The following is a 23,540-nucleotide window of genomic DNA, read 5'->3' on the forward strand; positions in this document are numbered from 1 at the left end:
TCTATGGCTGGTTCAAGTGCAAGGTGACCGACGACGGTTCCGGCTGGCGGCTTACCAAGGTTACCGGCTCGCAGCGCACGACCGGCCGCTTCTTCGACGACAATGAGAAGCGCGCCATCTATCTCGGCTCGTTTTCGGTCAATGACGATAAGCCCAAGGTCTACGGCAGCGGCCCCGAAAGCGATCAGGTCGGCTACGCCTTCCGCAACAGCGCCGGCGAATGGCGCATCGAATTCCCCGCGCCCTATTACGAATCCAAGCTCGACATCATGGAATTCAAGCGCTGAGCCGGCTGAACCGCCTCCGGCACACCAAGGATTAACCCGCCCCGCATAGCATGCGCCCGGTTTTCAAAGCGGGTGCTTGCCGTGGCAGCGTCGGAATCGAGTACGCGACCGATCGTGGTCGTCACCGAAGGTGGCCCGCACATCTGGGCCATCGTGAACGCGATTGCCGATCGCGTCGGCCCCGTCAGCCTAATCCTCGAGAACCCTGAATCCAAAAAGCGCCTGCTCATGGGCCGCGCCCGGCGGCAGGGCTGGATCTCCGCCATCGGCCAACTCGGCACCATGGTGCTGACCAGGCTCGGCAAGCGCTTCCTGGCCGGCCACGCCGAGCGGCTGATCGCCGAGGAGAAGCTCGCGACCGAGCCGAGGCAAGGCCAGGCGATCATCCATGTGCCGTCGGCCAACGGGCCGGAATGCCTGAAGGAAATCACGCGCATCAAGCCGGGTGTCGTCTTGCTCGCCGGCTGTCGGCTGCTGTCGAAGGATACACTGGCCAGGATGCCTTGCCCGGTGCTCAACTATCACGCCGGCATCGCGCCAAAATATCGCGGAATGAATGGCGGCTACTGGGCGCTGGCCTCCGGCGACGCACAAAACTTCGGCACGACCGTTCACCTGGTCGATGCCGGCGTCGACACCGGCGGCGTGCTCAAGCAGGCGCGCGGCAAGCCCAGGACGGGCGACACCATCGCCAGCTACGCGCTGCGCCAGGCAGCGTTTTCGCGCGATATCTGCGTCGAGGCGGTCAGCGACGCGCTGGCCGGTAGGCTGGAAACCATCGACCCCGGACTGCCGTCCAAGCAGTGGTTTCACCCGACGATCTGGTTCTACCTCTGGACGGGCTTGACCAAGCGCGTCTGGTAATCAGCCGGCGACGAATTTCAGCATTCGCTTTGCGCCATCGCCAGCGTCGCTTTTGAAGGCGCGCGCGTCGTCCCATAACAAGCGGGCCAACAGCGCATGCGGCAATGCTCCATGACATCGAGGAGTTGAGAATTCATGGCCGATCTGATCGTCGTCTATTGGCGCGACATTCCCGCCCAGGTGATCGTCAGGAAGGGCCGGCAGAACGCCAAGCGCGAACTGCCGCTGCGCTTCACTGAGGCGATCGACATGTGCGCCATGCGCACCGGCGCCGGCGGCACCGACGACTATCTGGCGGAATGGCGCAAGGCCGACCCTGTTCCGGTCGGCGATGACATCGAGGCCGAGGTCGAGAAGGCTTTCCAGGAACTCGATGCGAAATATGACCGCGAGCGGCTGGTCGCTCTGGTCAAGGCTGGCGGGAAAGAAAATGTCTGACAAGCAGCCCGCGGTTACCCAGGCCACTTTGGTCAAGAAGGCAGCGCCGAAATCCGACTACAAGCCTGCCGACGTATCGCCGCAGCGCCGCGTCCAGCGCACCTTCGCCGTGCGACTGTGGTCGATCAGGCATTCGCGCTTGCTCGAATGGTTCTACAGCCGGTTCGCCGATGTCTTCCTGCTCCTGCACCCTCTGTGGAAGGGTATCGGCTACAGCCGGGTCGAAGCTCCGGTGAAATTCGTCGAGAAGCGCGTCAAGGGTTTCATGTTCGACTGCCGCATGTGCGGCCAGTGCGTGCTTTCCTCCACCGGCATGTCGTGCCCGATGAACTGCCCCAAGCAGCTGCGCAACGGCCCGTGCGGCGGCGTCCGCGCCAACGGCAATTGCGAGGTCGAGCCGGACATGCCTTGCGTCTGGGTCAAGGCCTGGGAAGGCTCGCGCAATATGGTGCATGGCGACAAGATCCTGACCGTGCAGAAGCCGGTCGATCAGTCGCTGCGCGAAACCTCGGCCTGGCTGCGGGTGACCGCGCAGGCCGCAGCGGCACGCGAGACGACCCAGAACCCCGGAGCTTCGGCATGAACGCCCGCCAGCGCGACGAAAACCCGGCCGGCATCCATCTGCCGCTCGATCCCCTGCCCGGCCACACGTCGCGCGGCCGGCTGGAGCGCGTGCTGCGTCGCGGCGAGTTCGCCGTGACGACCGAGCTCAACCCGCCCGACAGCGCCGATCCGGAAGACGTCTACAACCGCGCCAAGATCTTCGACGGCTGGGTCGACGCCATCAACGCGGTCGACGCCTCGGGTGCCAACTGCCACATGTCCTCGGTCGGCATCTGCGCGCTGCTTACCCGCATGGGCTACGCGCCGATCATGCAGATCGCCTGCCGCGACAAGAACCGCATCGCCATCCAGGGCGACGTGCTGGGCGGTGCCGCGATGGGCGTCGCCAATATGCTTTGCCTCACCGGCGACGGCGTGCAGGCCGGCGACCAGCCCGGCGCCAAGCCGGTGTTCGACCTCGATTCCATGTCGCTGCTCGAAACCATCCGCATCATGCGCGACAACGGCAAGTTCCTGTCCGGCCGCAAGCTGACGACGCCGCCGCAGGTCTTCCTCGGCTGCGCGGTCAATCCCTTCGCGCCGCCTTACGACTTCCGCCCGATCCATCTCGGTAAGAAGATCGCCGCCGGGGCGCAATTCGCGCAGACGCAGTACTGTTTCGACGTGCCGATGTTCAAAGCCTTCATGCAGAAAGCACGCGACCTCGGCCACACCGAGAAGCTGTTCCTGCTCTGCGGCGTCGGGCCGCTGGCTTCCGCCAAGACGGCGAAGTGGATCCGCTCCAACGTGCCGGGCATTCATATCCCCGATGCCGTGATCAAGCGGCTGGAGGGCGCGCAGGATCAGAAGAAGGAAGGCAAACAGCTCTGCATCGACATCATCAACGAGGTGAAGGAAATTCCGGGCGTCGCCGGCATCCATGTGATGGCCTACCGCCAGGAGGAATATGTCGCCGAGATCGTCGATGAATCCGGCGTGCTGAAAGGCCGCCAGCCCTGGAAGCGCGAGATCCGGCGTGACGACCAGCTGGTCGCCCAGCGGCTCGACCACATACTGCATGACGAGGTTACCGAAACCCAGGTCGACATGGTGAAGACCGCGCATTGACGGCGTGACAGTCAGCATTCACTTGAACCAAATCAGATAACGATATAAAGAACTCTTTATATCCCGACGGAGAGATCGCATGACCCGCACCATCGTCGCCTCGGCGACCCGAGAAATCGTCATCGGCTTCGATCAGCCCTTCTGCGTGATCGGCGAACGCATCAACCCGACCGGCCGCAAGAAGCTCGCCGCCGAGATGGTGGCCGGCAATTTCGAGACCGTGATCAAGGACGCGCTGGAACAGGCCGCCTGCGGCGCCACCATGCTCGACGTCAATGCGGGCGTCACCGCCGTCGACCCCAACGCCACCGAGCCGGCGCTGCTGGTGCAGACGCTGGAGATCGTGCAGGGCCTGGTCGATCTGCCGCTGTCAATCGACTCCTCGGTCACCGCCGCGATCGAGGCCGCGCTGAAGGTCGCCAAGGGCCGCCCGCTGGTCAACTCCGTCACCGGCGAGGAAGAGAAGCTCGAGGCCATCCTGCCGCTGGTCAAGAAATACAACGTCCCGGTCGTCGCCATCTCCAATGACGAGACCGGCATCTCGATGGACCCGGATGTCCGCTTCGCCGTCGCCAAGAAGATCGTCGAGCGTTGCGCCGATTTCGGCATCCCCGCGCATGACGTCGTGGTGGACCCGCTGGTGATGCCGATCGGCGCGCTGGGCGATGCCGGACGCCAGGTGTTCGCGCTGCTGCGGCGGCTCCGCGAAGAGCTCAAGGTCAACACCACCTGCGGCCTCTCCAACATCTCCTTCGGCCTGCCGCATCGCCACGGCATCAACGCCGCCTTCATCCCGATGGTGATCGGCGCCGGCATGACCTCCGCAATCATGAATCCGGTCCGCCCGCAGGAAATGGAAGCCGTGCGCGGCGCCAATGTGCTCAACGGCACCGACGAGAACTGCACCAACTGGATCCGCACCTACAAGGACTACAAGCCGGCCGAAGGCGGGCACGCCGTTGCCGCTCCGGTCGCGGTCACCGCCCCCGGTGAAGGCGCTGCCGCCGGCGGACGTCGCCGCGGCGGCCGCGAAGCCCGCATGGCCAGGGGATAAGCGCGCAATCGTGGGCCGCACCGCAAACAATGCTGGTCCGATCGCATCGCGGATGCGGTCGGACAGCTCTGCTTTGCGTTCAGGCCATACCCACTATGGCGTCGAACAACACCATGCCCGCCCAGGATCCGAAGATGCCCGTGACCCCGCCGACGATGAAATCTTCGTCATAGGCGGGCCAGTAGGCGTGCAGCACCAGGGTTCCGACGATCGCGCCGACAATCCCTGTGGCAAGATATTGCGGATTGCGCAGCCACGAGCCCTTGATCACGCGCACCATGGTGAACGCGGTGAAGATGGCGGAAAGCAGCAGATCCGACATGGTTGGCCCCTGGACCAACGGACTCTCCGCCCAATAGTAGAACGATCCGTTAAACGGCATCGGCAATTGCCATCGAGACGCGTGCCAGCATGAATCCTCCCCCCAACATCACCGATCCGCTCGTCCTGTTCATGCCGTCGGGCAAGCGCGGCCGGTTCCCGGTTGGCACGCCGGTGCTCGATGCGGCACGCCAGCTCGGTGTCTATGTCGAAAGCGTGTGCGGCGGCCGCGCCACCTGCGGCCGCTGCCAGATCGAGGTGCAGGAAGGCAATTTCGCCAAGCACAAGATCATCTCGTCCAACGACCACATCTCGCCCAAGGGCGCCAAGGAAGAGCGCTACGAGCGCGTGCGCGGCCTGCCCGAGCGGCGTCGTCTTTCCTGCTCGGCGCAGATTCTCGGCGATCTGGTCATCGATGTGCCGCAGGACACGGTCATCAACGCCCAGACCATCCGCAAGGACGCCGACACCCGGGTGATCGCCCGCGATACGGCGATCCGCATGTGCTATGTCGAGATCGAAGAGCCCGACATGCACAAGCCGCTCGGCGACCTCGACCGGCTCAAGATCGCCCTGATGAAAGACTGGGGCCTCAAGAATCTCGAATTCGACTTCTATCTGCTGCCGCAGGTGCAGGCCATCCTGCGCAAGGGCAACTGGACCGCTACCGCCGCCATCCACAAGGATGCCGACAGCGACATCGCGCGCGTCATCGCGCTGTGGCCGGGCCTGAAGAACGAGGCCTACGGTCTTGCCTGCGACATCGGCTCGACCACCATTGCCATGCATCTGGTGTCGCTGCTCTCCGGTCGCGTCGCCGCATCCTCCGGCACCTCGAATCCGCAGATCCGCTTCGGCGAGGATCTTATGAGCCGCGTCTCCTATGTGATGATGAATCCGGACGGCCGCGAGGGCATGACGGTTGCCGTACGCGAGGCCATTTCCAGCCTGGTCGACAAGGTGTGCGCCGAAGGCAACGTCCAGCGCGCGGACATCCTGGATTCCGTCTTCGTCGGCAATCCGATCATGCATCATTTGTTCCTCGGCATCGATCCGACCGAGCTCGGCGGCGCGCCCTTCGCGCTCGCCGTCTCCGGCGCGGTGCGCATCAAGGCCTCCGACATCGGCCTGAAGCTCAACCAGGGCGCGCGCCTCTACATGCTGCCTTGCATCGCCGGCCATGTCGGCGCCGATGCCGCCGCCGTCACGCTGTCGGAAGGCCCGCATCGCCAAGACGAGATGATGCTGATCGTCGACGTCGGCACCAACGCCGAGATCGTGCTCGGAAACCGGACCCGCGTCGTCGCGGCCTCCTCCCCCACCGGCCCTGCCTTCGAGGGCGCGGAAATCTCCGGCGGCCAGCGCGCCGCGCCCGGCGCCATCGAGCGCGTACGCATCGATCCCGACACGTTGGAGCCGCGCTACCGCGTCATCGGCTCGGAACTGTGGTCCGATCAGCCGGGCTTCGCCGAAAGCGTGCAGGCGACCGGCGTCACCGGCATTTGCGGCTCCGGCATCATCGAGGTGATCGCCGAGATGTATCTGTCGGGCATCATTTCGGAGGACGGCGTTGTCGACGGATCGCTCAGCATGCGCTCGCCGCGCATCGTGGCCAACGGCCGCACCTTTTCCTATGTGCTTAAGGAAGGCGAGCCGAAGATCACCATCACCCAGAACGACGTCCGCGCCATCCAGCTTGCCAAGGCGGCGCTCTATGCCGGCACCAAGCTGTTGATGGAAAAGCAGCACACCGACCATGTCGACCGCATCCATTTCGCCGGCGCCTTCGGCTCCTTCATCGATCCGAAATACGCCATGGTGCTCGGCCTGATCCCGGACTGCGATCTCGACAAGGTCTCGGCCGTCGGCAATGCCGCCGGCGCCGGCGCCCGCATGGCGCTCTTGAACCGTGGCTACCGCCGCGAGATCGAGGAGACCGTGAGCAGGATCGAGAAGATCGAGACGGCGCTGGAGCCCAAGTTCCAGGAGCATTTCGTCTACGCCATGGCGCTGCCGAACAAGGTCGACCCGTTCCCGAAGCTGGCTGCAGCGGTGAAGCTGCCGCCGCGCAAGGCAATGAGCGAGGATGGCGGTGTCGGGGATGCCACCCCGCGCCGGCGCTCGCGCGAAGAGCGCGCGGCACGGCGCGGCCGCGAGTAGCCTCTCCCGCTCTCCATTCAATTTCGTTTGCATGCAAATGTTTCCGGATTCGCGCAATCCGGAAACCGAAGCGCTGCGTTGGCGAAACTCATCCGATACAGGCGTGATGCATCTAGCGGACATCGAACGGCTGGCAGGGATCGTCCCGGCCGCCGCTGCTCGTAAGGGAGATGAAATGATGTTCGGAAATCTCAGCCGCTTCGGTGTCACCATCCGGCAAGCTCATGCCAGGAACAAGGCTATCCGCGCGCTCAACGATCTGCCGGCGCATGTTCAGAAGGATATCGGCTGGCCGGCCTCGCCGCCAAGCGATCCGCAGGCAGCCCTGCACAAGCTGCTTTTGGGCACGCCGCGCTGATGACCTTCGCCGACAAATGCAAGCTGCTCGGCAAGCGCCGGGGCCGCGATGCGGTTCCGGCGACCGGGGAGAACAAACTGCGCGCCGCGCTGCTGCCGAGGCGGCGCTAAGCAATTTCAGGAAAGCGCGCAGCGGTTGGGCTCGGCGACTTCGCCATAGCCCGTCCGGAATCGCGCAAACAAGGATCCGACACCGCAGGATCACGCCGATGTGCCAGCGTGATTCCTTGACATTTCGAACTGACGTACAATCTTCGCAGAGCGGGGGGAATTCTCTTAGTCGGCTCTGCCGAGATTCGTGTATCCGCATGCCCAGTTTGAAAAGCCATCTCGTTTCCTTCGTTCTGCGGCACAGTCGCAAGAAGGCCTTTTCCAGTCCCGAGAACCTGCAGCGCTGGATCGCCTACGCCCGCAAGACCGAGGACTATCATCCGCCGGCCCTCCTCAAGGCGCGGCTGGACATCGCCGAGACCGAGATCGACGGCTTTCCCGTCTATGAGATCGCGCCGAAGGCGGGCGAACGCCGGCGCATACTTTACATGCATGGCGGCGCTTATGTCTTCCAGATCACGTCCTACCACTGGGGGCTGATCGCCGAGATGGCCGAGCGTCTCGGTTTCGGCATCACCGTGCCGATCTACCCCATCGCGCCCGAGCATGATTTCCACGACATGTTCGGCATGGTCGGCGACGTCTACCGGCGCATGCTCGAAGAGACCGAGGCCGAGGACATCGTCTTTATGGGCGATTCCGCCGGCGGCAACATGGCCGTCGTGCTGACCATGATGGCGGCCGAGGAGGGCCTGCCCTCGCCGTCGCATCACGTGCTGATTTCGCCCGGCCTCGACGTTTCGCTTGCGAACCCTGAAGTCTTCGAGGCCGAGCGGCAGGATCCGTGGCTGGGTATTCCGGGTGGGCTGGAAGCGGTGCGGCTCTACAGCGCCGGTTTCGACCGCAAGGACTGGCACATCAGCCCGCTTTACGGCGACTTATCCGTGCTGCCAAAGACGCTGCTGCTGACCGGTTCACGCGACATGCTGACACCAGATAATCTCATCTTCGCCGAAAGGGCGCGGGCTGCCGGCGTCGAGGTGGACGTGGTCTATGAGGAGGGCATGTTCCATGTCTGGCCGCTGATCGAAATGCCGGAAGCGCGCCGCGCGCGCGACAGCATCGTCGCATTTCTGAGCAGCCACAAAACCATTGGTCAGCGCAAGAGCGAGCCGATCACCTGGTCGGTCAAAGCTTCATCAGGCAATCGATTCAAGACCGGATTGGCCAACACGTAGATCGCTTGCAATATTTCCTCATAGCGATCTGACTGATAGTCGATGTCCTCCCTGCCTTCGATCAGATCCGCCCACCCTGCCACGTCGGCTGAGGTGAGTGCTCCCGACCTAAACCGTTGGAGAACGCTCACGATATGATCCGCAGTCAGAACGGCCGCTGGCGTCTCGGACCAACCCAGGTCGCTCACCATTTCAGCCAGAAAATTGAGCGGCTTTCTGAACGCGATGAGATCGTCGAGAGCTGAAGCACGGCTCACGACAAGGCTCATCAGAACTTGCCGGTTTCGCGGAACAATTCGAACGTCGCCCGGATATGGTCGGCCACGGCCTTCACCGGCGCGCTGGCGTCGGGCGCCACCACCATGGCGAGATTGTAGGTGCCGATCTCCGGCATCCCGTCCTTGGCGCCCAGCGAGACCATCTCGTCGCCAAGGAAGGATTTCGGCAGCGGCGCCACCGCAAGGTCGGCCATGATCGCGGCGCGCTGGCCGGCCGTATGGGCGCTCATATAAGCGATGCGGTAGTTGCGGCCCTCGCGTCCGAGCGCTTCCAGCGCGCCGGCCCGCCAGGCGCAGCCTTCCTCCCACAGCGACACCGGCAAAGGTTCGCGCAGATGCGCGCAACCGCCCTTGGCGCCCGCCCAGACGATCGGTTCGGTCAGCAGGACCTCCGCGCCGACTGCGCTGGTCTTGTAGGAATTTGTGAGCAGCGTGATGTCGAGCGCGCGGTCATCCATGCGCCGGCGCAGATTGATGCTCTGGTCGATGGTGACGTCGACGGCGATCGAAGGATGCGATTGCGCGAAGCGCTTCAGCACATGCGGCAGCACGCGCTCGCCATAGTCGTCCGGGGAGCCAAGGCGCACCACGCCGACAATGTCGGGGATGATGAACTTCGACACCACCTCGCGGTTGATCGACAAGAGCCGGCGGGCATAGCCGAGCAGCATCTCGCCATCCGTCGTCAGCGTCACCGAACGCGCATCGCGCGCGAAGACGGAACGGCCGAGAATATCCTCCAGCTTCTTGATCTGCATGGAGACGGCCGACGGCGTGCGGAACACTGCGTTGGCGGCGGTGGTGAAGGAGCCGGTCTCGGCGATCGCCACGAAGGTGCGCAGCACATCGAGGTCAAGCAGCGGCAAAGGGTGATTGAGCGGGGCGTTCATGGGAGCCGACCTTCAATTTTTCTGATGCAATCCATCATTCCATTTCGTTTGATTGAACATCAGTCCGGGCGCATAGTCAACTCGATCGATGCAGGATGCTGCCAAAAGCAGCCATGAAACGACCGTGACACAGTCCTGCAATCGACACGAAATGAAGCTGAAACAGACCTGACTTAACGCAGTGACGGGCGCCTCCCTGCCCGCATAGAGGAGAAAGAAATGTCTATCCTGTCGTCCATAGGTCGGCTTGCGACCGAATTCAGCGCGGCCCGCGCCCGCTATCAGACCGAACGCGCCATCCATGCGCTGCCGATCGAACTGCAGAAGGATATCGGCTGGCCGGAAGCAGCCGACGTCAAGACCGGCCTGCGCCACGGTGTCGGAAGCTGGGCCGGAGCGAAGTAATCACGTGTGTATGGAGATCTGAAGGCCTGCCGTGTCAGCTCGGCAGGCCTTTTTGTTTGTTTCAGGTCTTTTTGTTTGCATTCAAACGACTTTTCCAGCCATGTCGCCGCTGCATGACGCATATGAACCACTCGCATAGCGGGTTAACAGGCCAGGTAAGGCATTGTAACCAATAGGAAATTATGGGCACATTGCCCAAAAATGTCGCAAATCGTGTCGCTTTTCATATCAAGCACTTCGTTTTTGCGATTTAGTTTTTGCCGAAGCGAGCCTATATCAGCGCCAGCAAAAACGAGCTGCCCCACTCCATCAAGCGAAGGCGACCCGTCTGAGCAACCAAATGGAGATGATGATGAAGCTCTTTGCCCGCCTGTTTGCCCGTCGCGAAATGAACCTGACGACCGCTCTGGAGCGTCAGCGCCTCGCCAAGACCATGCCCGGCCAGACCGGCGCCGTGGCCGCGGCCCGTCTCGGCTTTGTTGCCTAGGACGATCCAGCACCGATAAGCTGATTCAACGCCGCCCGGCTTGCCGAGGCGGCGTTTTCATTTGGGCCGGGCAGTTGTCGGCCGCGCAGCGACGCCCTGCGGTTGCACCGATTGCCCATTTGCGACCCGTGTCGCAAATTTAATCTTCACTTAGCCGCCTACCCGATTGACAGGAATGGTTTTTCCTGTTGTCGCTATGCTGTTCGCGACATCCTGTTCGCGTCATGGCTGCGTGGGGTTTCACCGTGAATGCCGTAAAGCACCCGATCAAGAGATCGTTTGTATTCTTCCTCGTTCCCGATTTCACGATGATCGCCTTCGCGACGGCGCTCGATCCGCTTCGCTCGGCCAACCGGATGCTCGGCTACGAGGCCTATAGCTGGCGCCTGGCAAGCATCGACGGCAAACCGGTTCGCGCTTCGAACGGCGTCGAATGCGCCGTCAACACGTCGCTGGAGGAGGAGCGCAGGAAGATGGCCGGGCCGGACCGGCCGAACATGGCGATCGTCTGCAGCGGCATCAATGTCGAGCGCTACCACAACAAATCGGCCTTCGCCTGGCTGCGCGAGGAATACAACCGCGGTGTGGCCGTTGGCGGCCTGTGCACCGGCGCGCATATCCTGGCCGCCGCGGGCCTGCTGTCCAACAAGCGCTGCGCCATCCATTGGGAGAACCTTCCGGGCTTCTCCGAAGCCTTCCCGAAAGCCAACGTCTTCGCCGACCTCTTCGAAATCGACCAGAATGTCTACACCTGCGCGGGCGGCACCGCCGCGCTCGACATGATGCTGAAGCTGATCGGCGACGATTTCGACGAGAGCCTGGTCAACCGCGTCTGCGAGCAGGTGCTGACCGACCGCGTGCGCAGCCCGACCGACCGCCAGCGCCTGCCCCTGCGCGCCCGCCTCGGTGTCCAGAATTCCAAGGTGCTCACCATCATCGAGCTGATGGAAGCGAACCTTTCCGAGCCGCTGTCGCTGATCGAGATAGCCGACCATGTCGACCTGTCGCGCCGGCAGATCGAGCGCCTGTTCCGCACCGAGATGGGCCGGTCGCCGGCCCGCTACTATCTTGAGATCCGGCTCGACCGCGCCAGGCACCTGCTGATCCAGTCGTCGATGCCGGTGGTCGAAGTGGCGGTGGCCTGCGGCTTCGTCTCCGCCTCGCATTTCTCCAAATGCTACCGCGAGCTCTATGCCCGCTCGCCCCAGCAGGAGCGCGTCGACCGCAAGCAGTTGCTGGCGGCTTAAGCGGCAGCAGACGCAGTCTAAGCGGACTGCGTCTGCGCCGTTCGCATCGCCTCGATGCGGATGTCTTCGGTGAGCTGCGCCTTGAGCGCCGAGAATTCCGGGCTGGTCTTCAGCGTATAGTGGCGCGGATGCGGCAGGTCGACCGGCACGTCCGACTTGATGCGGCCAGGCCGCGCGCTCATCACGATCACCCGCGACGCCATGAAGATCGCCTCTTCGATGTCGTGGGTGACGAACAGCACCGTCTTCTTGCGCCGCTCCCAGATGCCGAGCAGCAATTCCTGCATCAGCCCGCGCGTCTGGTTGTCCAGCGCGCCGAACGGCTCGTCGAGCAGCAGGATTTCGGGATCATTGGCCAGCGCCCGCGCGATCGCCGTGCGCTGCTGCATGCCGCCCGAAAGCTGTTTCGGCCAGTGGTTCTCGAAGCCTTTCAGGCCGACGAGATCGATATAGGAGGCGACGATCTCGTTGCGCTCGCCCTCGGGCCGGCCTTGCTCGCGCAGGCCGAAACCGATGTTTTCGGCGACCGTCAGCCAGGGAAACAGCGTGTAGGACTGGAACACCATGCCGCGATCCGGTCCCGGCCTCGTGACCGCCTTGCCGTCGAGCAGCACGCGGCCCGTGCTCGGCGCCTCCAATCCGGCGACGATCCTGAGCAAAGTCGATTTGCCGCAGCCGGACGGCCCCAGGATGGTGATGAAGTCATTGGCCGCGACCGCGAGGTCGACCGGCTGCAGCGCCTGCACCGGCTGGCCGCCGCCGACCCCGGCAAAGGTCCGCGAGACGCCTTCGATCAGCAGCTTGCTCACGCCAGGCTCCATGGAAAGAGCCAGCGGTTGAGCGCCTTGAAAGCAAAATCCGACAGAAGCCCGATCAGCCCGATGATGATGATGCCGAAGATGATCTGCCCGGTCGCCAGCCGCGACTGGCTGTTGATGATCATGTAGCCGATGCCCGAGGATGAGCCGATCAATTCGGCGACGATGACGTAGGTCCACGCCCAGCCGAGCACCAGCCGCAGCGTTTCGGCGATTTCCGGCGCATTGGCCGGCATGATCACCCGCTTGACGATGCCGTTGTCGGTCGCCCCCAGCGTATAGGCGGCTTCGACCAGGTCTCGCCTCGTGCTGCCGACCTTCACCGCGACGATCAGGATGATCTGGAACACCGAGCCGACGAAGATCACCAGGAGCTTTTCGAATTCCCCGATGCCGGCCCACAGGATGAGCAGCGGGATGAAGGCGGACGCCGGCAGGTAGCGGGCAAAGGACACGAACGGCTCGAGGAACGCCTCGACCGGCTTCCAGGCGCCCATGGCGATACCGATGGGCACCGCGACGATCGAGGCCAGCACGAAGCCGCCGAAGACGCGCCAGATGGTGATCAATATGTCGAGCCAGAAGCGGTCTTCGACGAGCAGCCGCCAGCCATCCTTGAGCATCGACAGAGGATCGGCAAGGAAGATCCGGTTCACATGGCCGCCGAGCGTGATCCATGCCCAGAACGCCACGAACAGCACGAAGAAGGCGATGCCGAGCACGCTTCGCGTGCCCGGCGCAACGGGGTGCAAGGGACGCAGCATCAGACCCTGTCCTTAAAGCATGTCTCCCGAAAGTGGGAACCGGTTTCGGTAAAGACATGCGCAAAATCAAAGAGCTAAAGCGCGAGGAGCGTATCCGGAGGATCGCGACGCGCTTTAGCGAGAAGGGATCGGCGGCTTTGCGCCGCCGATCGGGTGATGCGCGATCAGTTGGCGACCGCGCTGGTATCGGCAAGCGTCGTCACATCCGGGACTTCCTTGATCAGTCCCATCTGCAGCAAGAGGTTGGCCGCGGTCTTGGAAAAATCCTGGAACTCCTTGGTGAAGAACTGCTTATTCTCCGCCTTGTCCGCCCATTTCAGGTACTTGGCCGAATCCTCGAACTCCTTGGCCGACTGCTTCACGTCGGCGCCCATGATCTCGTAGGATTTCTGCGGATCCTTCTTGATCAGGTCGAGCGCGTCGAAATAGCTGTCGGCGAGCGCCTTGGCGGCGTCGGGATTGGCCTTGAGGAAGTCGGGCGTGCAGCCGACCGTGTCCAGCACCATCGGGTAGTCGAGCGTGGTCGCCAGGATATGGCCCTGGTCGGCCTTGTCGCGGACCGCCGAGATGAACGGCTCATAGGTGACGGCGGCATCGTTCTGGCCGGCCAGGAAGGCCTGCGCCGCCGCATCCGGCTCCAGATTGACGACGGTGACGTCCTCGGTCGACATGCCGTTCTTGTTGAGCACCCAGGCGAGCAGGAAATAGGGCGAGGTACCGGGCGCGGACGAGGCGACATTCTTGCCCTTGAGGTCGGCGACGGACTTGATGTCGTTGCGCACGACGATGCCGTCGGCGCCATAGGACTTGTCGAGCTGGAAGATCTGCTTGGTGGTGACGCCGCTGGCGTTCCACACCATCCAGGTTTCGACCGTGGTCGCCGCGCATTGCAGGTCGCCGCTGGCAATGGCCAGCGGACGGCTCGCCTGCGGCACTTTCTTGAGCGTGACGTCGAGCCCGTGCTTTTCGAAAAGCCCGGCCTGCTTGGCCAGAGTCAGCGGCGCGAAACCGGTCCAGCCGCTGATGCCGATGGTGAGCGAGGTGGCAGCCATCGCCGGCGAGCCAAGCATGGCGGCCGCCGTCAGCGTTGCCGCGAAAATGGTGGTCCTGTTCATTGTGGTTCCCCTTTTTTGTGGTGAGCGCGAATTGTCTCACAGACGCCAAAAGGCTTGTCAATTAAGCGGCGTTTCAACGAAACGTCATCCTGATCGGGTGCCTGCTGCTCCACCCCTCACGGCATGCCCCAGCCGCGGTTGCGCCACATCTTTTCGCCGGCGAGGCAATCGGTGGCCGGCCTGTCGTCGGCGAGCACGATCGGCGGATGAGCGGCCTCTTCGGCCGCCCATTGCGGCGAAGCGGGGCCGGCAAGCTCGAGCACCAGCTTACGGCGGATCGCTTCGGGAAATTGCGTCCAATCGTTGACCGGGATCATGAAGGCGCCCGGCCCGCCGATGACGCAGTCGCTGTAATAGCGGTCCAGATTGTCGACGTCGAAGGCGCCGCTGAAACCGCCGCGCGTCATCAGCGGCAGGCCGTTGATGGTGATGCCTTGCTTGACCACCTCGTCGCGCGTGAGATCGACCGGCGCGCCCTGGTTGTTCGGCCCATCGCCGGAAACGTCGATGACGCGCTTGGTCCCCTGGTATCCGCTCTCGGCGAACAGATCGCTGCCGAAGCTCAGCGCGCCGGAGATCGAGGTGCGCCGGGCGCTGTCCGGCGGGTTGGCGTCGAGCTTCGCGACGAACCTATCGGCGTCGGCGCGGTTGGCGATCACCGTCCATGGCACGACGACCCGCTGCCAGGTCGTGCCTGCCCATTCGACATAGGTGACGGCGATCTTGCCATAGGCGCCGTCGGCGATGGCCTTCAGCACATTGTCATGCGTCAGCGCAGCGGCGTAGCCGTGGCGCTGGATCTCCAACTCGGCCGGCGACATGGAAAGCGAGACATCGACCGCCAGCACCAGCTCGACATCGACGGGTTCGGCGGGAGAAGCCGCTTGCGTCAGCCAAAGCGCCAGCGCCAGGGCGGCGCTGCCTGAAAAGATATGCCTTGCGCGGGCATAAGCAGACATGACGGAAGGTTAGGCGAAAATCGCCGCGCGCAAAAGCCGGGAATTCCCGGCCACCGGATCCCCCCGGCGCGCGACCTCAAAAATACCGGGCCAGATTCGAGCGGATACGCTCCAGCACCGTGTCGCCGGAAAGGTCGGGCACGAATTTTGCGCCGGTTATCGCTTCATAGGCCTGGATATAGACCGCCGAGGCCTGGTTGACGATTTCGGCCGGAATTGGCGGGATCGGGTCCTTGTAGGGATCGCATCGCGCCGACACCCAGGAGCGGACGAAATCCTTGTCGAAGCTCTGCGGCCGCCCGCCGCTCGCGAACGCCTCGTCATAGCTCGCCGCGATCCAATAGCGGCTGCTGTCAGGCGTATGGATTTCGTCCGCCAGCACAATGGTGCCGTCCGGCGCGGTGCCGAATTCATATTTGGTGTCGGCGAGAATCAGGCCGCGTTCGGCGGCGCGCTGCTGGCCGCGAGCGAAAAGCTGCAACGCGTAGCGCGAGACTGTATCCCACTGCACCTGCGTGAGCAGCCCCTGGTCAATGATCTCGGCCTCCGACAGCGGCTCGTCATGGCCGCCATGGGCGGCCTTGCTGGTCGGCGTGATGATCGCCTGCGGCAGCTTTTCATTGTCGCGCAGCCCGTCGGGAAAGCCGTGGCCGTAGAAGCTGCGCTCGCCTTTCCGGTACTTGGTCAGGATCGAGGTGCTGGTGGTCCCCGCCAGATAGCCGCGCACGACCATCTCGACCGGCAGCATGTCGAGCCGCGTGCCGACGACGACGTTGGGGTCGGGATATTCCAGCACGTGGTTGGGACAGATGTCGGCGGTCTCCTCGAACCAGTAACGCGCCGTCTGGGTGAGCACCTCGCCCTTGAACGGGATCGAGGCCAGGATGATGTCGAACGCGCTCAAACGGTCGGTGGCGATGATGATACGGCGCCCGTCCGGCAGATCGTAATTTTCGCGCACCTTGCCGTGATAGTGATTGGGAAGCTCGGGAATGAAGGCGTCGGACAGGATGCGCATGGGGCGTAGGCTTTCGCAGGCTTCTGATCGGGCCACATAAGCCGCTGGCCCCCCGCACATCAAGCCGGATGCTGTGGAACGGGCTTCTTAGTGCCGGCGGCGCGAAACGCCCGCCAGTTCGGCCTGAAGGAAGGTGGAAACCACAACAAAACTCCAGCCACGGCGGCTGGCACGATGACCGCGAAACGCAGGATCGAAAGCACGACGCCGCAGAAGCCGACGATCCGCACAGCGGTATCCGCGCCGAAACGCGGCGCCAGCAGATGCCGGGCGATTGCCCCGCCATCGAGCGGAAAGGCCGGAAGCAGGTTGAGAATGGCCAGAACCGCATTCACCAAGGCGCCAAACCAAAGCGTCCACTCAAGAAGCGTGTCCGGTCTCGGCGGCGGCGAACTGAAAATACCGTCCGGATCGACAGGCAACAAGGGCCGGGCAAGAAGGTAATAGGCAGCGGCAAAGCCCGCCGCCAGGACGATGTTCACCAACGGCCCGGCGACGGCGATCAACGCCCAGCCATAGGGCGAGGCCGCGCCGGGCTTGAACCAGGCAGTTCCGCCAAACAGGTACAGGTCTATCCGTTGGGTGCCGATGCCGCGCCGTCGCGCTGCCCAGACATGGGCAAGTTCATGCAGAAACACCGACAGGAACAGGAGCGCGGCGAATATGGCCGTATGGATCAGGGCGACCTGGGGACGCCTGGACCACTCGTGCAGGAACGGCAGGACGGCTGGAATGGCAAAGGTCCAGCTGACATGAACGGGAATGTTCCCCTTCATCACGAAGACGAATGCGTCGTTCTTCCTGTCCCAGCCGAACCGTTGCAAGCCGCTTCCTCCGCCTGGTGCGACGCTATGCGAGATTCCTGCCGTGCAAAAGACAAAAGCCCGACCGGAGCCGGGCTTTGCATCCTTCTGCCTCCGATCCTCAGCTCCTCGGTTTGAGGTTCTCCGGGTCGTAGAGCGGCTTGTAACCGACTCCCGCCACCTCGACCGGATAGGTCTCGCCAAAATACTCGACCTGCAGCTTGCGGCCTTCTTGGGCATAGTCCCAGGGCAGATAGGCAAGCGCGATGTTCTTGCCGATCGTCGGGCCATAGGCGACCGAAGTGGTGAAGGAGCGGCGGCCCAGCTCGTCGACCAGCGTCTCGCCGGTCGCGGGATCCATCACCGGCATAGTACCGACCGGATAGCGCGCGACACCCTTGGAATCGATGTTCTCGGTCATCACCAGCGTGCACAGCATCGCCGGCTGATGTTCGCGAGCGCGATACTCCAGATGCTTGGCCTTGCCGCAGAAGTCGTTGTCCTTGACCTTCGGACGGGCAAGGTCGGCCTCGAGCAAATTGTATTCGGTCAGCAGATCGGCATTCTGCAGCCTGAGGCTCTTTTCCATCCGGCGCGTGTTGGCATAGGTCTCGACGCCGAACGGCATGACGCCGGTCGAGCGCAGCGCGTCCCAGACGGCCAAGCCGTCCTCGTAGCGCATATGCAGTTCCCAGCCCTGCTCGCCGACATAGGAGATGCGGAAGGCGGTCACATCCTTGCCGCCGATCCGGATCGGCTTGATCGCGGCGAAGGGGAAATTCTCCGGTGTCAGGCCGTTCGGATCCTCGACCACCTTCTGCAACGTCGTGCGGGCATTCGGCCCCCAGATACCGATGGTGACGTATTTCTCGGTCACGTCGGTGACGGTGACGTCGAAACCTTTGTCCTGCGCGGTGCGCTGTATGTAGCGGAAGTCGCGCGGACCAGCGTCGGCGCCGTCGATCACGCGGCAGCGATCGGCCATGCGGATCACGGTGAAGTCGGCGCGCACCATGCCTTCCTCGTCGAGGAAGTGGGTGTAGATGCCCTTGCCGATATTGTTGTCGCCGCCGATCTTGGCCGCGCACAGCCATTCCAGCAGCGCGACATGGTCGGGCCCTTCGACATCATACATCGAGAAATGCGACAAGTTGACGATGCCGCAATCCTCGCTCATCGCCAGATGCTCGGCATTGGAGACACGCCAGAAATGACGGTTGTCCCACTCGTTCTCGCGCACCGGAACCCGGTTGCCGTATTTCTCCAGGAGATGCTCGTTGGCGGCGTAGCCATGCGCGCGCTCCCAGCCGCCGAGTTCCATGAAATAGCCACCGAGTTCCTTCTCGCGCTCCCAGAAGGGCGAGCGGCGGATGTTGCGGCCCTTGGAGAAGGGCTCGCGCGGATGGACGGCCGGATTATAGACCTTCATCGCCGTCTCGGTGCAGCGATCCCAGATGAACTGTTCCTGCGTCTGGTGCGGATAGAAGCGCGAATAGTCGATCTGGTGATGGTCGATCGCGGTGCGACCGTCGGTCATCCAGTCGGCGATCAGCTTGCCCATGCCCGGGCCGTCCTTGACCCAGATGGCGACAGCGTACCACAGCCCCCTCACCTTCTGGCTCTCGCCCATGGACGGGCCGCCATCGGTTGTCACCTGCAAGAGGCCGTTGAAGGAATGGCCCTCATTGTAGCCGAGCTCGCCCAGGATCGGCGTCAGTTCCATGGCGCGCTCCAGCGGCGCCATGATCTGCTCCATGTCGAGGTCGCGCTGCGACGGCGACAGCCGCGCCTCATGCTTTTCGAGCAGGTCGCGCGGGTGGCAGAGACGCGGATTGGTCTCCTCGTAGTAGCCCCATTCGATCTGCCCGCCCTCGGCGGTCTTCGGATCGCCGGTGTCGCGCATATAGGCCGAATTGCCCTGGTCGCGCAGCAGCGGCCAGCCGATCTCCTTGCCGGTGCCGGCGAACTCGTTATAGGGGCCGAAGAAGGTCAGCGGATGGTCGATCGGCATCACCGGCAGGTCTTCGCCGACCAGCGCCGCGGTAAGCCGGCCCCAGATGCCTGTGCAGACCACGACATAGTCGGCCTCGATCGTGCCGCGCTCGGTCACCACGCCCTTGATGCGGCCGTTCTCGACGATCAGCTCCTTGGCCGAGGTGTTGGCGAAAGCCTGCAGCTTTCCGGAAGCGACGCCTTGATCGACCAGTTTGCCGGCCACGGTCTGCGAGCGCGGGATGACGAGACCGGCATCCGGGTCCCATAGGCCGCCCTGCACCAGATGTTCCTCGATCAGCGGGAATTTTTCCTTGATCTCGGCCGGCTCGATGAGCCGCGCACGGGTGCCGAAGGCCTTGGCGGAGGCGATCTTGCGCTTGATCTCGTCCATGCGGCCATCGTCGCCGACGCGGGCAACCTCGAGGCCGCCGACGCGCGCGTAATGCCCCATCTTTTCGTAGAAACCGATAGAATAGAGCGTCGTCCAGCAGGACAGGAAATCATGGCTGGTCGTGTAGCAGAAGTCCGAGGCATGCGCGGTCGAGCCGATATCGGTTGGGATACCCGACTTGTCGATGCCGACGATGTCGTCCCAGCCGCGCTCGATCAGGTGATGCGCGACCGACGCGCCGACGATGCCGCCCAGGCCGACGATGACGACCTTCGCCTTTTTCGGAAACTCTGCCATTGCCCGCGACTCCAGAAGCATAAAACGGGCGCGCCTGCGCCCTTTCGAATGGCGCACAATATGCAGAGGACGCGGATTGAGCTACCGCCTGTTTGCGACACGTCGCAGGTACGCCGCGACCCCGCGTGCGGACTCGGCTCGTAATGGAATTCCGCTCAGGCGAAGGCCCAGATGTCCTCGGCCTGGAAGCCGACCTGATAGCCGGCGGTCTTCAGCTTGACCACGACCTGGCCGATCTCGGCGGCAGGCAGCGCGCCGACCTCGACCTTGATCATGCCGGGGCGGTAGCGCTGGAGGTCGAGCTGCTCGAACACCATCCAGTCGGCGCCCTCGCAGTCGACCAGGAAGGCGTCGATATGGCCGATGCCGTTGCGGTCGAGCAGCGTCTGCAATGTCTCCGACGGCACCTCGATGTCCTTCAGATGCGGCACGAACTTGTTGAAGTTGGCGTCCGTCTCGCCCCAGGCGTTCTTGCCCGACATCAGATTGGTGTCGGTGACCGACGAGCAGCCGATAAACTCGATCGGCAGCGTGCCGGCCTCGAGCGCCGCGGCATCGAAAGTGTGGACGGTGATCGTGCCCTTGGTCTTGGTGACCGCAACTGGTTCGATGATGAAGCGGCTGACGTCCGGGTAGTTCGCGCGCAGCCGCTTCTGATTGTAGGGGATCGGCTCGACCAGCATTGCCTTTGCCCCCGGAATGCGATGCAGCCAGGGCGTCACGTCGTCGAACAGTTCGCCGTCGCAGGCGCCTACATTCACCATCTGGAACGGCCGGCCGCCGAAACGCGCCTTGAGCGCCGCTTTGGCGAGGAATTTCGTGCCATGCAAAGCCGGGCCGCGATCGAGCAGGCCTGCCGGAAGGCCGAGCGACAGGAGAACGCGCGCGAAGCTGGAAAGCGAGCTCATGACTTGTCTCCGGGAATGACCTGCAGCACGGCGCGGCGCCCGCCCTGGCTCGCTGCCCACAGCGCCGTCAACGGCGCGGCGAGCAGCAGGAAGGGCGGCAGGAGATTGGGGAAATAGATGCGGGTGTCGTGGATCGGGAAGACCGCGAATTTCGCCAGCACGCCGAGCACCAGCGCCGCCAGCAGAATGCCGGCGCGGCGATCCAGCCGGAAGCCGGCGCGCTCCAGCCCATACCAGCCGGCCAAAGCCAGGACGGACACACCGACCCAGCTGTTGATGGTGACGGCGCGAACCACCGAGGCGGCGAAGGCCTTGAGATAGGCGGCAATCGAAAAGGGCGGCTGGAATCCCTCCATGTTGTAATGCTGCTCGATGCTGGAAAACCACAGATGCGGCCACCAGCCGGGATGCTGGGCCCAGTGCGAGATGGCGAAATAGGCGACAAAGGAAGCGGCGAAACCGGCCAGCACGCCCCATGCCTTCTCGCGGAAAGCGACGAGCAGCACCGCGAAAATGGTGAGGAAGACGATGTTGTCCGGCCTAGCCATGAAGGCGAGGAAAAGCAGGGCCGCCGTCGCTGCCTCGCGCTTGCGTACATAGGCAAAGAGCCCGCCAAGGAACAGCGCCGCGCACAAGAGGTCGGGCGTCGAGGCGCGCGCCGCGTCGCCGAAATCGGCCATGATCAGGATCGCGCCGACGACCGGCGCCAGCGCCAGCGCGCCTTCCGCGCGCAGCCAGGCGAGCGTGATGGCGCCGAAGAGCAGCACGGAAAACACCTGCACCAGCCGCATCGCCTCGACCGGCGAGACGACATGGCTGAGGCTGGACAGGATTTCCGCATAAAGGAACTTGATCCGGTACATGCCGAGCAGCGAATGGAAGTCGGCGGCGTTCTGCGCCATGTAGCTGCGGAAGCCCCCGCCATCATCGGTCAAGGTCTTGTAGTCACCGGCGGACACGCCGTCCTTGACCGCATTGTAGGCATAATCATGCAGGGTCTGCGGATCGGGATAGGTGCCTTCCTCGGCGATCGCCAGATAGGGCAGCATGTCCCAATTGGCGTCGGGCATGAACCAGGCGGTCGCGGCGGTCAGCAGGATATAGAGCGAGAAGGCGACCGCTCCGATCGGTGCGGCCCATTTCGCGTAGGTCCCCTCGCCCCACGCCTGGCCGGCGCCGGTCAATCGTTCCAGCGGATTGGTCGGAGCGGAGGGCCTGGTCAGCATCCTCGGCGGCCTCTTATTTGCCGACCTGGCTTTTCACGAAATCCTTCACGATCGCCACGATGCCGCGCGACAACAGGCTGTCGAAGGCGTCGACGAAACGGTTGACATGCTCGGGCCGGCAGATCAGCGGCGGCTCGAGCCGGATGACGTTGCGGTTGTATTCGGTGAAGGCGACGAGCACGTCATAGTCGCGCAGCAAAAGCGAGCCGACGAAGCCCGACAGCGAGCCTTTCAGCTTGTCGTCGAGCACGCTCACGATCGGGCGCAGCACCATCGGCAAGGTCTGCGAGAAATCGTGGAACTCTAGCCCGATCATGAACCCCTTGCCGCGCACGTCCTTGATGATCTTGGGATATTTTTCCTTCAGCGCCTGCAGCCGCTGCAGAAGGTACTCGCCCGTCGAGGCCGCGTTGTCGATCAGGCCCTCGTCATAGAGGACATTGATGCCCTCGATCGCGGTGACGCAGGCCTCGCCCATGCCGCCGAAGGTCGCCATGGCGTGGATCATCGCCGTCTTCGGCGTGCCATAGGCCTTCATATAGACATCGCGCCTGGCGATCATCGCGCCGACCGCCGCCTTGCCGGCGCCGAGCGACTTCGCCAGCGCCGTCACGTCCGGAATCACGCCGTAATGCTCGAAGGCGTAGAAGCGGCCGGAACGGCCATAGCCGCACTGCACCTCGTCGGCGACCCACAGCACGCCATGCTGGTCGCACAGCGCGCGAATCTTCTGCCAATATTCGGCGGGGGCCTGGATGATGCCGCCACCGCCCTGGATGGTTTCGAGCACGATGACGCCGATCTCCGGGTCGCTCTTGAACAGCCGCTCGACGGCGTCGATGTCGGCGAAGGGCACGCGCACCACATTGTCCGCCACCTTGAATTCGGCGCGGTAGAGTTGGCCGTCGGTGATCGCCAGCACGCCCTTCGTCTTCCCGTGGAAGGAATTTTCCGCATAGACGATTTTCGGCCGCTTCGGGCCGGCGGCCCGCTCGGCAAGCTTCACCGCCGCTTCCATGGCCTCCGAGCCGGAGGAACCCAAGAACACCATGTCGAGGTCGCCAGGCGAGCACCTGGCGATGTTGTGCGCAAGTGCGGCCGCATATTGCGACATGAAGGCAATGGCGATCTCCTGGCGCTTTTCCTCCTGGAATCTCTTGCGGGCTTCCAGGATGCGCGGATGGTTGTGGCCGAAGGCCAGCGAACCGAAGCCGCCGAAGAAGTCGAGGATCTTGCGGCCGTTCTGGTCGATATAGAACATGCCCTCGGCGCGCTCGATTTTGACCTTGTGGAAGCCGAGCAGCTTCATGAAATGCAGCTGTCCGGGATTGAGATGCGCCTTGAACAGGTCGGTGATGCGGGCGACATCCAGCGCCTTGGCCTGCTCGACGCTGATCAGGTCGGGCTTGGCGATGGAAGCGGGCGACAGCGCCGGGGCATCGACCAGTGTGCGCGCGCCTGTCTGTTCCGGCTTGGCCATGACGGTCATCTGAAAATC

25 protein-coding genes are annotated in these 23,540 nt (G+C 63.6%); 12 read left to right on the forward strand and 13 right to left on the reverse strand.

Features of this window, described 5'->3' with window-relative positions:
• From E5X34_RS20040 to E5X34_RS20065, 6 genes are all read left to right on the forward strand, one after another.
• A partial coding sequence (locus E5X34_RS20040; RefSeq protein WP_292568181.1) for a DUF4893 domain-containing protein occupies positions 1 to 287 on the forward strand: 287 nt, incomplete at its 5' end.
• 81 nt (positions 288 to 368) lie between these two features.
• On the forward strand, positions 369 to 1,151 hold the full coding sequence (locus E5X34_RS20045) for a formyl transferase (protein WP_292568183.1): 783 nt from the start codon (positions 369 to 371) through the stop codon (positions 1,149 to 1,151).
• A gap of 135 nt (positions 1,152 to 1,286) precedes the next feature.
• Positions 1,287 to 1,589, forward strand: coding sequence for a virulence factor (locus tag E5X34_RS20050; RefSeq protein ID WP_095815460.1), 303 nt, complete (start codon positions 1,287 to 1,289; stop codon positions 1,587 to 1,589).
• Entirely contained in the window at positions 1,582 to 2,172 is a 591-nt protein-coding gene (locus tag E5X34_RS20055) for a methylenetetrahydrofolate reductase C-terminal domain-containing protein (protein ID WP_292568186.1), read from the forward strand. The genes E5X34_RS20050 and E5X34_RS20055 overlap by 8 nt, the downstream gene beginning before the upstream one ends.
• Positions 2,169 to 3,260, forward strand: a complete 1,092-nt coding sequence (locus E5X34_RS20060) for a methylenetetrahydrofolate reductase (protein ID WP_292568188.1) — start codon at positions 2,169 to 2,171, stop codon at positions 3,258 to 3,260. Before E5X34_RS20055 ends, E5X34_RS20060 begins: the two co-directional genes overlap by 4 nt.
• Positions 3,261 to 3,339: 79 nt before the next feature.
• Entirely contained in the window at positions 3,340 to 4,314 is a 975-nt protein-coding gene (locus E5X34_RS20065; RefSeq protein ID WP_042645021.1) for a methyltetrahydrofolate cobalamin methyltransferase, read from the forward strand.
• A 79-nt stretch (positions 4,315 to 4,393) separates the two neighbouring features.
• Here E5X34_RS20065 and E5X34_RS20070 read toward each other — a convergent pair whose 3' ends face one another.
• Entirely contained in the window at positions 4,394 to 4,636 is a 243-nt protein-coding gene (locus E5X34_RS20070; protein ID WP_292568190.1) for a hypothetical protein, read from the reverse strand.
• Positions 4,637 to 4,725: 89 nt separating this feature from the next.
• Between E5X34_RS20070 and E5X34_RS20075 the strand changes: the two genes are divergently transcribed.
• The 3 genes from E5X34_RS20075 to E5X34_RS20085 all read left to right on the forward strand — a co-directional run bounded on the left by E5X34_RS20075 (position 4,726) and on the right by E5X34_RS20085 (position 8,441).
• Complete coding sequence (locus E5X34_RS20075; protein ID WP_292568192.1) at positions 4,726 to 6,795, forward strand: ASKHA domain-containing protein; 2,070 nt, start codon at positions 4,726 to 4,728, stop codon at positions 6,793 to 6,795.
• A gap of 175 nt (positions 6,796 to 6,970) precedes the next feature.
• Complete coding sequence (locus tag E5X34_RS20080) at positions 6,971 to 7,153, forward strand: hypothetical protein (RefSeq protein ID WP_292568193.1); 183 nt, start codon at positions 6,971 to 6,973, stop codon at positions 7,151 to 7,153.
• A gap of 307 nt (positions 7,154 to 7,460) precedes the next feature.
• Positions 7,461 to 8,441: an alpha/beta hydrolase gene (locus E5X34_RS20085; protein ID WP_292568195.1), complete on the forward strand. Its 981-nt coding sequence runs from the start codon at positions 7,461 to 7,463 to the stop codon at positions 8,439 to 8,441.
• On the opposite strand, the gene E5X34_RS20090 is transcribed toward E5X34_RS20085, so the two are convergent.
• Positions 8,360 to 8,710 (reverse strand): hypothetical protein, encoded by a 351-nt coding sequence (locus E5X34_RS20090; protein ID WP_292568197.1) that lies wholly within the window; start codon positions 8,708 to 8,710, stop codon positions 8,360 to 8,362. The two genes, E5X34_RS20085 and E5X34_RS20090, sit on opposite strands and share 82 nt — an antisense overlap.
• Positions 8,710 to 9,609: a LysR substrate-binding domain-containing protein gene (locus E5X34_RS20095; RefSeq protein WP_042645025.1), complete on the reverse strand. Its 900-nt coding sequence runs from the start codon at positions 9,607 to 9,609 to the stop codon at positions 8,710 to 8,712. The genes E5X34_RS20090 and E5X34_RS20095 overlap by 1 nt, the downstream gene beginning before the upstream one ends.
• A gap of 219 nt (positions 9,610 to 9,828) precedes the next feature.
• Between E5X34_RS20095 and E5X34_RS20100 the strand changes: the two genes are divergently transcribed.
• The 3 genes from E5X34_RS20100 (at position 9,829) to E5X34_RS20110 (ending at position 11,748) form a co-directional block, all read left to right on the forward strand.
• Entirely contained in the window at positions 9,829 to 10,014 is a 186-nt protein-coding gene (locus tag E5X34_RS20100; protein WP_042645026.1) for a hypothetical protein, read from the forward strand.
• Positions 10,015 to 10,366: 352 nt separating this feature from the next.
• Positions 10,367 to 10,501, forward strand: a complete 135-nt coding sequence (locus E5X34_RS20105; protein WP_108702985.1) for a hypothetical protein — start codon at positions 10,367 to 10,369, stop codon at positions 10,499 to 10,501.
• A gap of 224 nt (positions 10,502 to 10,725) precedes the next feature.
• A complete protein-coding gene (locus tag E5X34_RS20110; protein WP_363262254.1) occupies positions 10,726 to 11,748 on the forward strand; it encodes a GlxA family transcriptional regulator in 1,023 nt (340 codons plus the stop codon).
• A 17-nt stretch (positions 11,749 to 11,765) separates the two neighbouring features.
• Here E5X34_RS20110 and E5X34_RS20115 read toward each other — a convergent pair whose 3' ends face one another.
• The 10 genes from E5X34_RS20115 to E5X34_RS20160 form a co-directional block, all read right to left on the reverse strand.
• Complete coding sequence (locus E5X34_RS20115; protein ID WP_292568199.1) at positions 11,766 to 12,557, reverse strand: ABC transporter ATP-binding protein; 792 nt, start codon at positions 12,555 to 12,557, stop codon at positions 11,766 to 11,768.
• Entirely contained in the window at positions 12,554 to 13,330 is a 777-nt protein-coding gene (locus E5X34_RS20120) for an ABC transporter permease (RefSeq protein ID WP_292568201.1), read from the reverse strand. Before E5X34_RS20120 ends, E5X34_RS20115 begins: the two co-directional genes overlap by 4 nt.
• Before the next feature lie 164 nt (positions 13,331 to 13,494).
• Positions 13,495 to 14,445 carry an ABC transporter substrate-binding protein gene (locus tag E5X34_RS20125; protein ID WP_292568203.1) on the reverse strand — a complete coding sequence of 317 codons (951 nt, stop codon included), beginning with the start codon at positions 14,443 to 14,445 and terminating at the stop codon, positions 13,495 to 13,497.
• Positions 14,446 to 14,561: 116 nt separating this feature from the next.
• A complete protein-coding gene (locus E5X34_RS20130) occupies positions 14,562 to 15,404 on the reverse strand; it encodes a DUF1194 domain-containing protein (RefSeq protein WP_292568205.1) in 843 nt (280 codons plus the stop codon).
• Between the two features lie 76 nt (positions 15,405 to 15,480).
• Positions 15,481 to 16,422, reverse strand: coding sequence for a phosphoribosylaminoimidazolesuccinocarboxamide synthase (locus E5X34_RS20135; protein ID WP_292568207.1), 942 nt, complete (start codon positions 16,420 to 16,422; stop codon positions 15,481 to 15,483).
• Positions 16,423 to 16,481: 59 nt separating this feature from the next.
• Positions 16,482 to 17,246, reverse strand: a complete 765-nt coding sequence (locus E5X34_RS20140; RefSeq protein WP_292568209.1) for a site-2 protease family protein — start codon at positions 17,244 to 17,246, stop codon at positions 16,482 to 16,484.
• A 100-nt stretch (positions 17,247 to 17,346) separates the two neighbouring features.
• Entirely contained in the window at positions 17,347 to 19,908 is a 2,562-nt protein-coding gene (locus E5X34_RS20145) for an FAD-dependent oxidoreductase (RefSeq protein ID WP_292568211.1), read from the reverse strand.
• Positions 19,909 to 20,063: 155 nt separating this feature from the next.
• Positions 20,064 to 20,816 (reverse strand): FkbM family methyltransferase, encoded by a 753-nt coding sequence (locus E5X34_RS20150; RefSeq protein ID WP_292568213.1) that lies wholly within the window; start codon positions 20,814 to 20,816, stop codon positions 20,064 to 20,066.
• Positions 20,813 to 22,042 carry a hypothetical protein gene (locus tag E5X34_RS20155; protein WP_292568215.1) on the reverse strand — a complete coding sequence of 410 codons (1,230 nt, stop codon included), beginning with the start codon at positions 22,040 to 22,042 and terminating at the stop codon, positions 20,813 to 20,815. The genes E5X34_RS20150 and E5X34_RS20155 overlap by 4 nt, the downstream gene beginning before the upstream one ends.
• 13 nt (positions 22,043 to 22,055) lie before the next feature.
• The gene (locus tag E5X34_RS20160; protein WP_292568342.1) at positions 22,056 to 23,522 is read right to left on the reverse strand and encodes an aspartate aminotransferase family protein; all 1,467 of its coding nucleotides are present in this window, start codon (positions 23,520 to 23,522) and stop codon (positions 22,056 to 22,058) included.
• Positions 23,523 to 23,540 lie beyond the last annotated feature (18 nt).

Origin of the sequence: Mesorhizobium sp. (assembly GCF_004963255.1) — a bacterium.
GTDB lineage: Bacteria > Pseudomonadota > Alphaproteobacteria > Rhizobiales > Rhizobiaceae > Mesorhizobium.

Excerpts from the sequence above, each read along its gene's own strand:
- E5X34_RS20095 (WP_042645025.1), bottom strand. The coding sequence starts at position 9,609 with ATGAACGCCCCGCTCAATCACCCTTTGCCGCTGCTTGACCTCGATGTG.
- E5X34_RS20085 (WP_292568195.1), top strand. The coding sequence starts at position 7,461 with ATGCCCAGTTTGAAAAGCCATCTCGTTTCCTTCGTTCTGCGGCACAGT.
- E5X34_RS20120 (WP_292568201.1), bottom strand. The coding sequence starts at position 13,330 with ATGCTGCGTCCCTTGCACCCCGTTGCGCCGGGCACGCGAAGCGTGCTC.
- E5X34_RS20055 (WP_292568186.1), top strand. The coding sequence starts at position 1,582 with ATGTCTGACAAGCAGCCCGCGGTTACCCAGGCCACTTTGGTCAAGAAG.
- E5X34_RS20130 (WP_292568205.1), bottom strand. The coding sequence starts at position 15,404 with ATGTCTGCTTATGCCCGCGCAAGGCATATCTTTTCAGGCAGCGCCGCC.
- E5X34_RS20105 (WP_108702985.1), top strand. The coding sequence starts at position 10,367 with ATGAAGCTCTTTGCCCGCCTGTTTGCCCGTCGCGAAATGAACCTGACG.
- E5X34_RS20145 (WP_292568211.1), bottom strand. The coding sequence starts at position 19,908 with ATGGCAGAGTTTCCGAAAAAGGCGAAGGTCGTCATCGTCGGCCTGGGC.
- E5X34_RS20110 (WP_363262254.1), top strand. The coding sequence starts at position 10,726 with ATGGCTGCGTGGGGTTTCACCGTGAATGCCGTAAAGCACCCGATCAAG.
- E5X34_RS20075 (WP_292568192.1), top strand. The coding sequence starts at position 4,726 with ATGAATCCTCCCCCCAACATCACCGATCCGCTCGTCCTGTTCATGCCG.
- E5X34_RS20065 (WP_042645021.1), top strand. The coding sequence starts at position 3,340 with ATGACCCGCACCATCGTCGCCTCGGCGACCCGAGAAATCGTCATCGGC.
- E5X34_RS20070 (WP_292568190.1), bottom strand. The coding sequence starts at position 4,636 with ATGTCGGATCTGCTGCTTTCCGCCATCTTCACCGCGTTCACCATGGTG.
- E5X34_RS20125 (WP_292568203.1), bottom strand. The coding sequence starts at position 14,445 with ATGAACAGGACCACCATTTTCGCGGCAACGCTGACGGCGGCCGCCATG.
- E5X34_RS20135 (WP_292568207.1), bottom strand. The coding sequence starts at position 16,422 with ATGCGCATCCTGTCCGACGCCTTCATTCCCGAGCTTCCCAATCACTAT.
- E5X34_RS20080 (WP_292568193.1), top strand. The coding sequence starts at position 6,971 with ATGATGTTCGGAAATCTCAGCCGCTTCGGTGTCACCATCCGGCAAGCT.
- E5X34_RS20150 (WP_292568213.1), bottom strand. The coding sequence starts at position 20,816 with ATGAGCTCGCTTTCCAGCTTCGCGCGCGTTCTCCTGTCGCTCGGCCTT.
- E5X34_RS20155 (WP_292568215.1), bottom strand. The coding sequence starts at position 22,042 with ATGCTGACCAGGCCCTCCGCTCCGACCAATCCGCTGGAACGATTGACC.
- E5X34_RS20090 (WP_292568197.1), bottom strand. The coding sequence starts at position 8,710 with ATGAGCCTTGTCGTGAGCCGTGCTTCAGCTCTCGACGATCTCATCGCG.
- E5X34_RS20060 (WP_292568188.1), top strand. The coding sequence starts at position 2,169 with ATGAACGCCCGCCAGCGCGACGAAAACCCGGCCGGCATCCATCTGCCG.
- E5X34_RS20100 (WP_042645026.1), top strand. The coding sequence starts at position 9,829 with ATGTCTATCCTGTCGTCCATAGGTCGGCTTGCGACCGAATTCAGCGCG.
- E5X34_RS20050 (WP_095815460.1), top strand. The coding sequence starts at position 1,287 with ATGGCCGATCTGATCGTCGTCTATTGGCGCGACATTCCCGCCCAGGTG.
- E5X34_RS20160 (WP_292568342.1), bottom strand. The coding sequence starts at position 23,522 with ATGGCCAAGCCGGAACAGACAGGCGCGCGCACACTGGTCGATGCCCCG.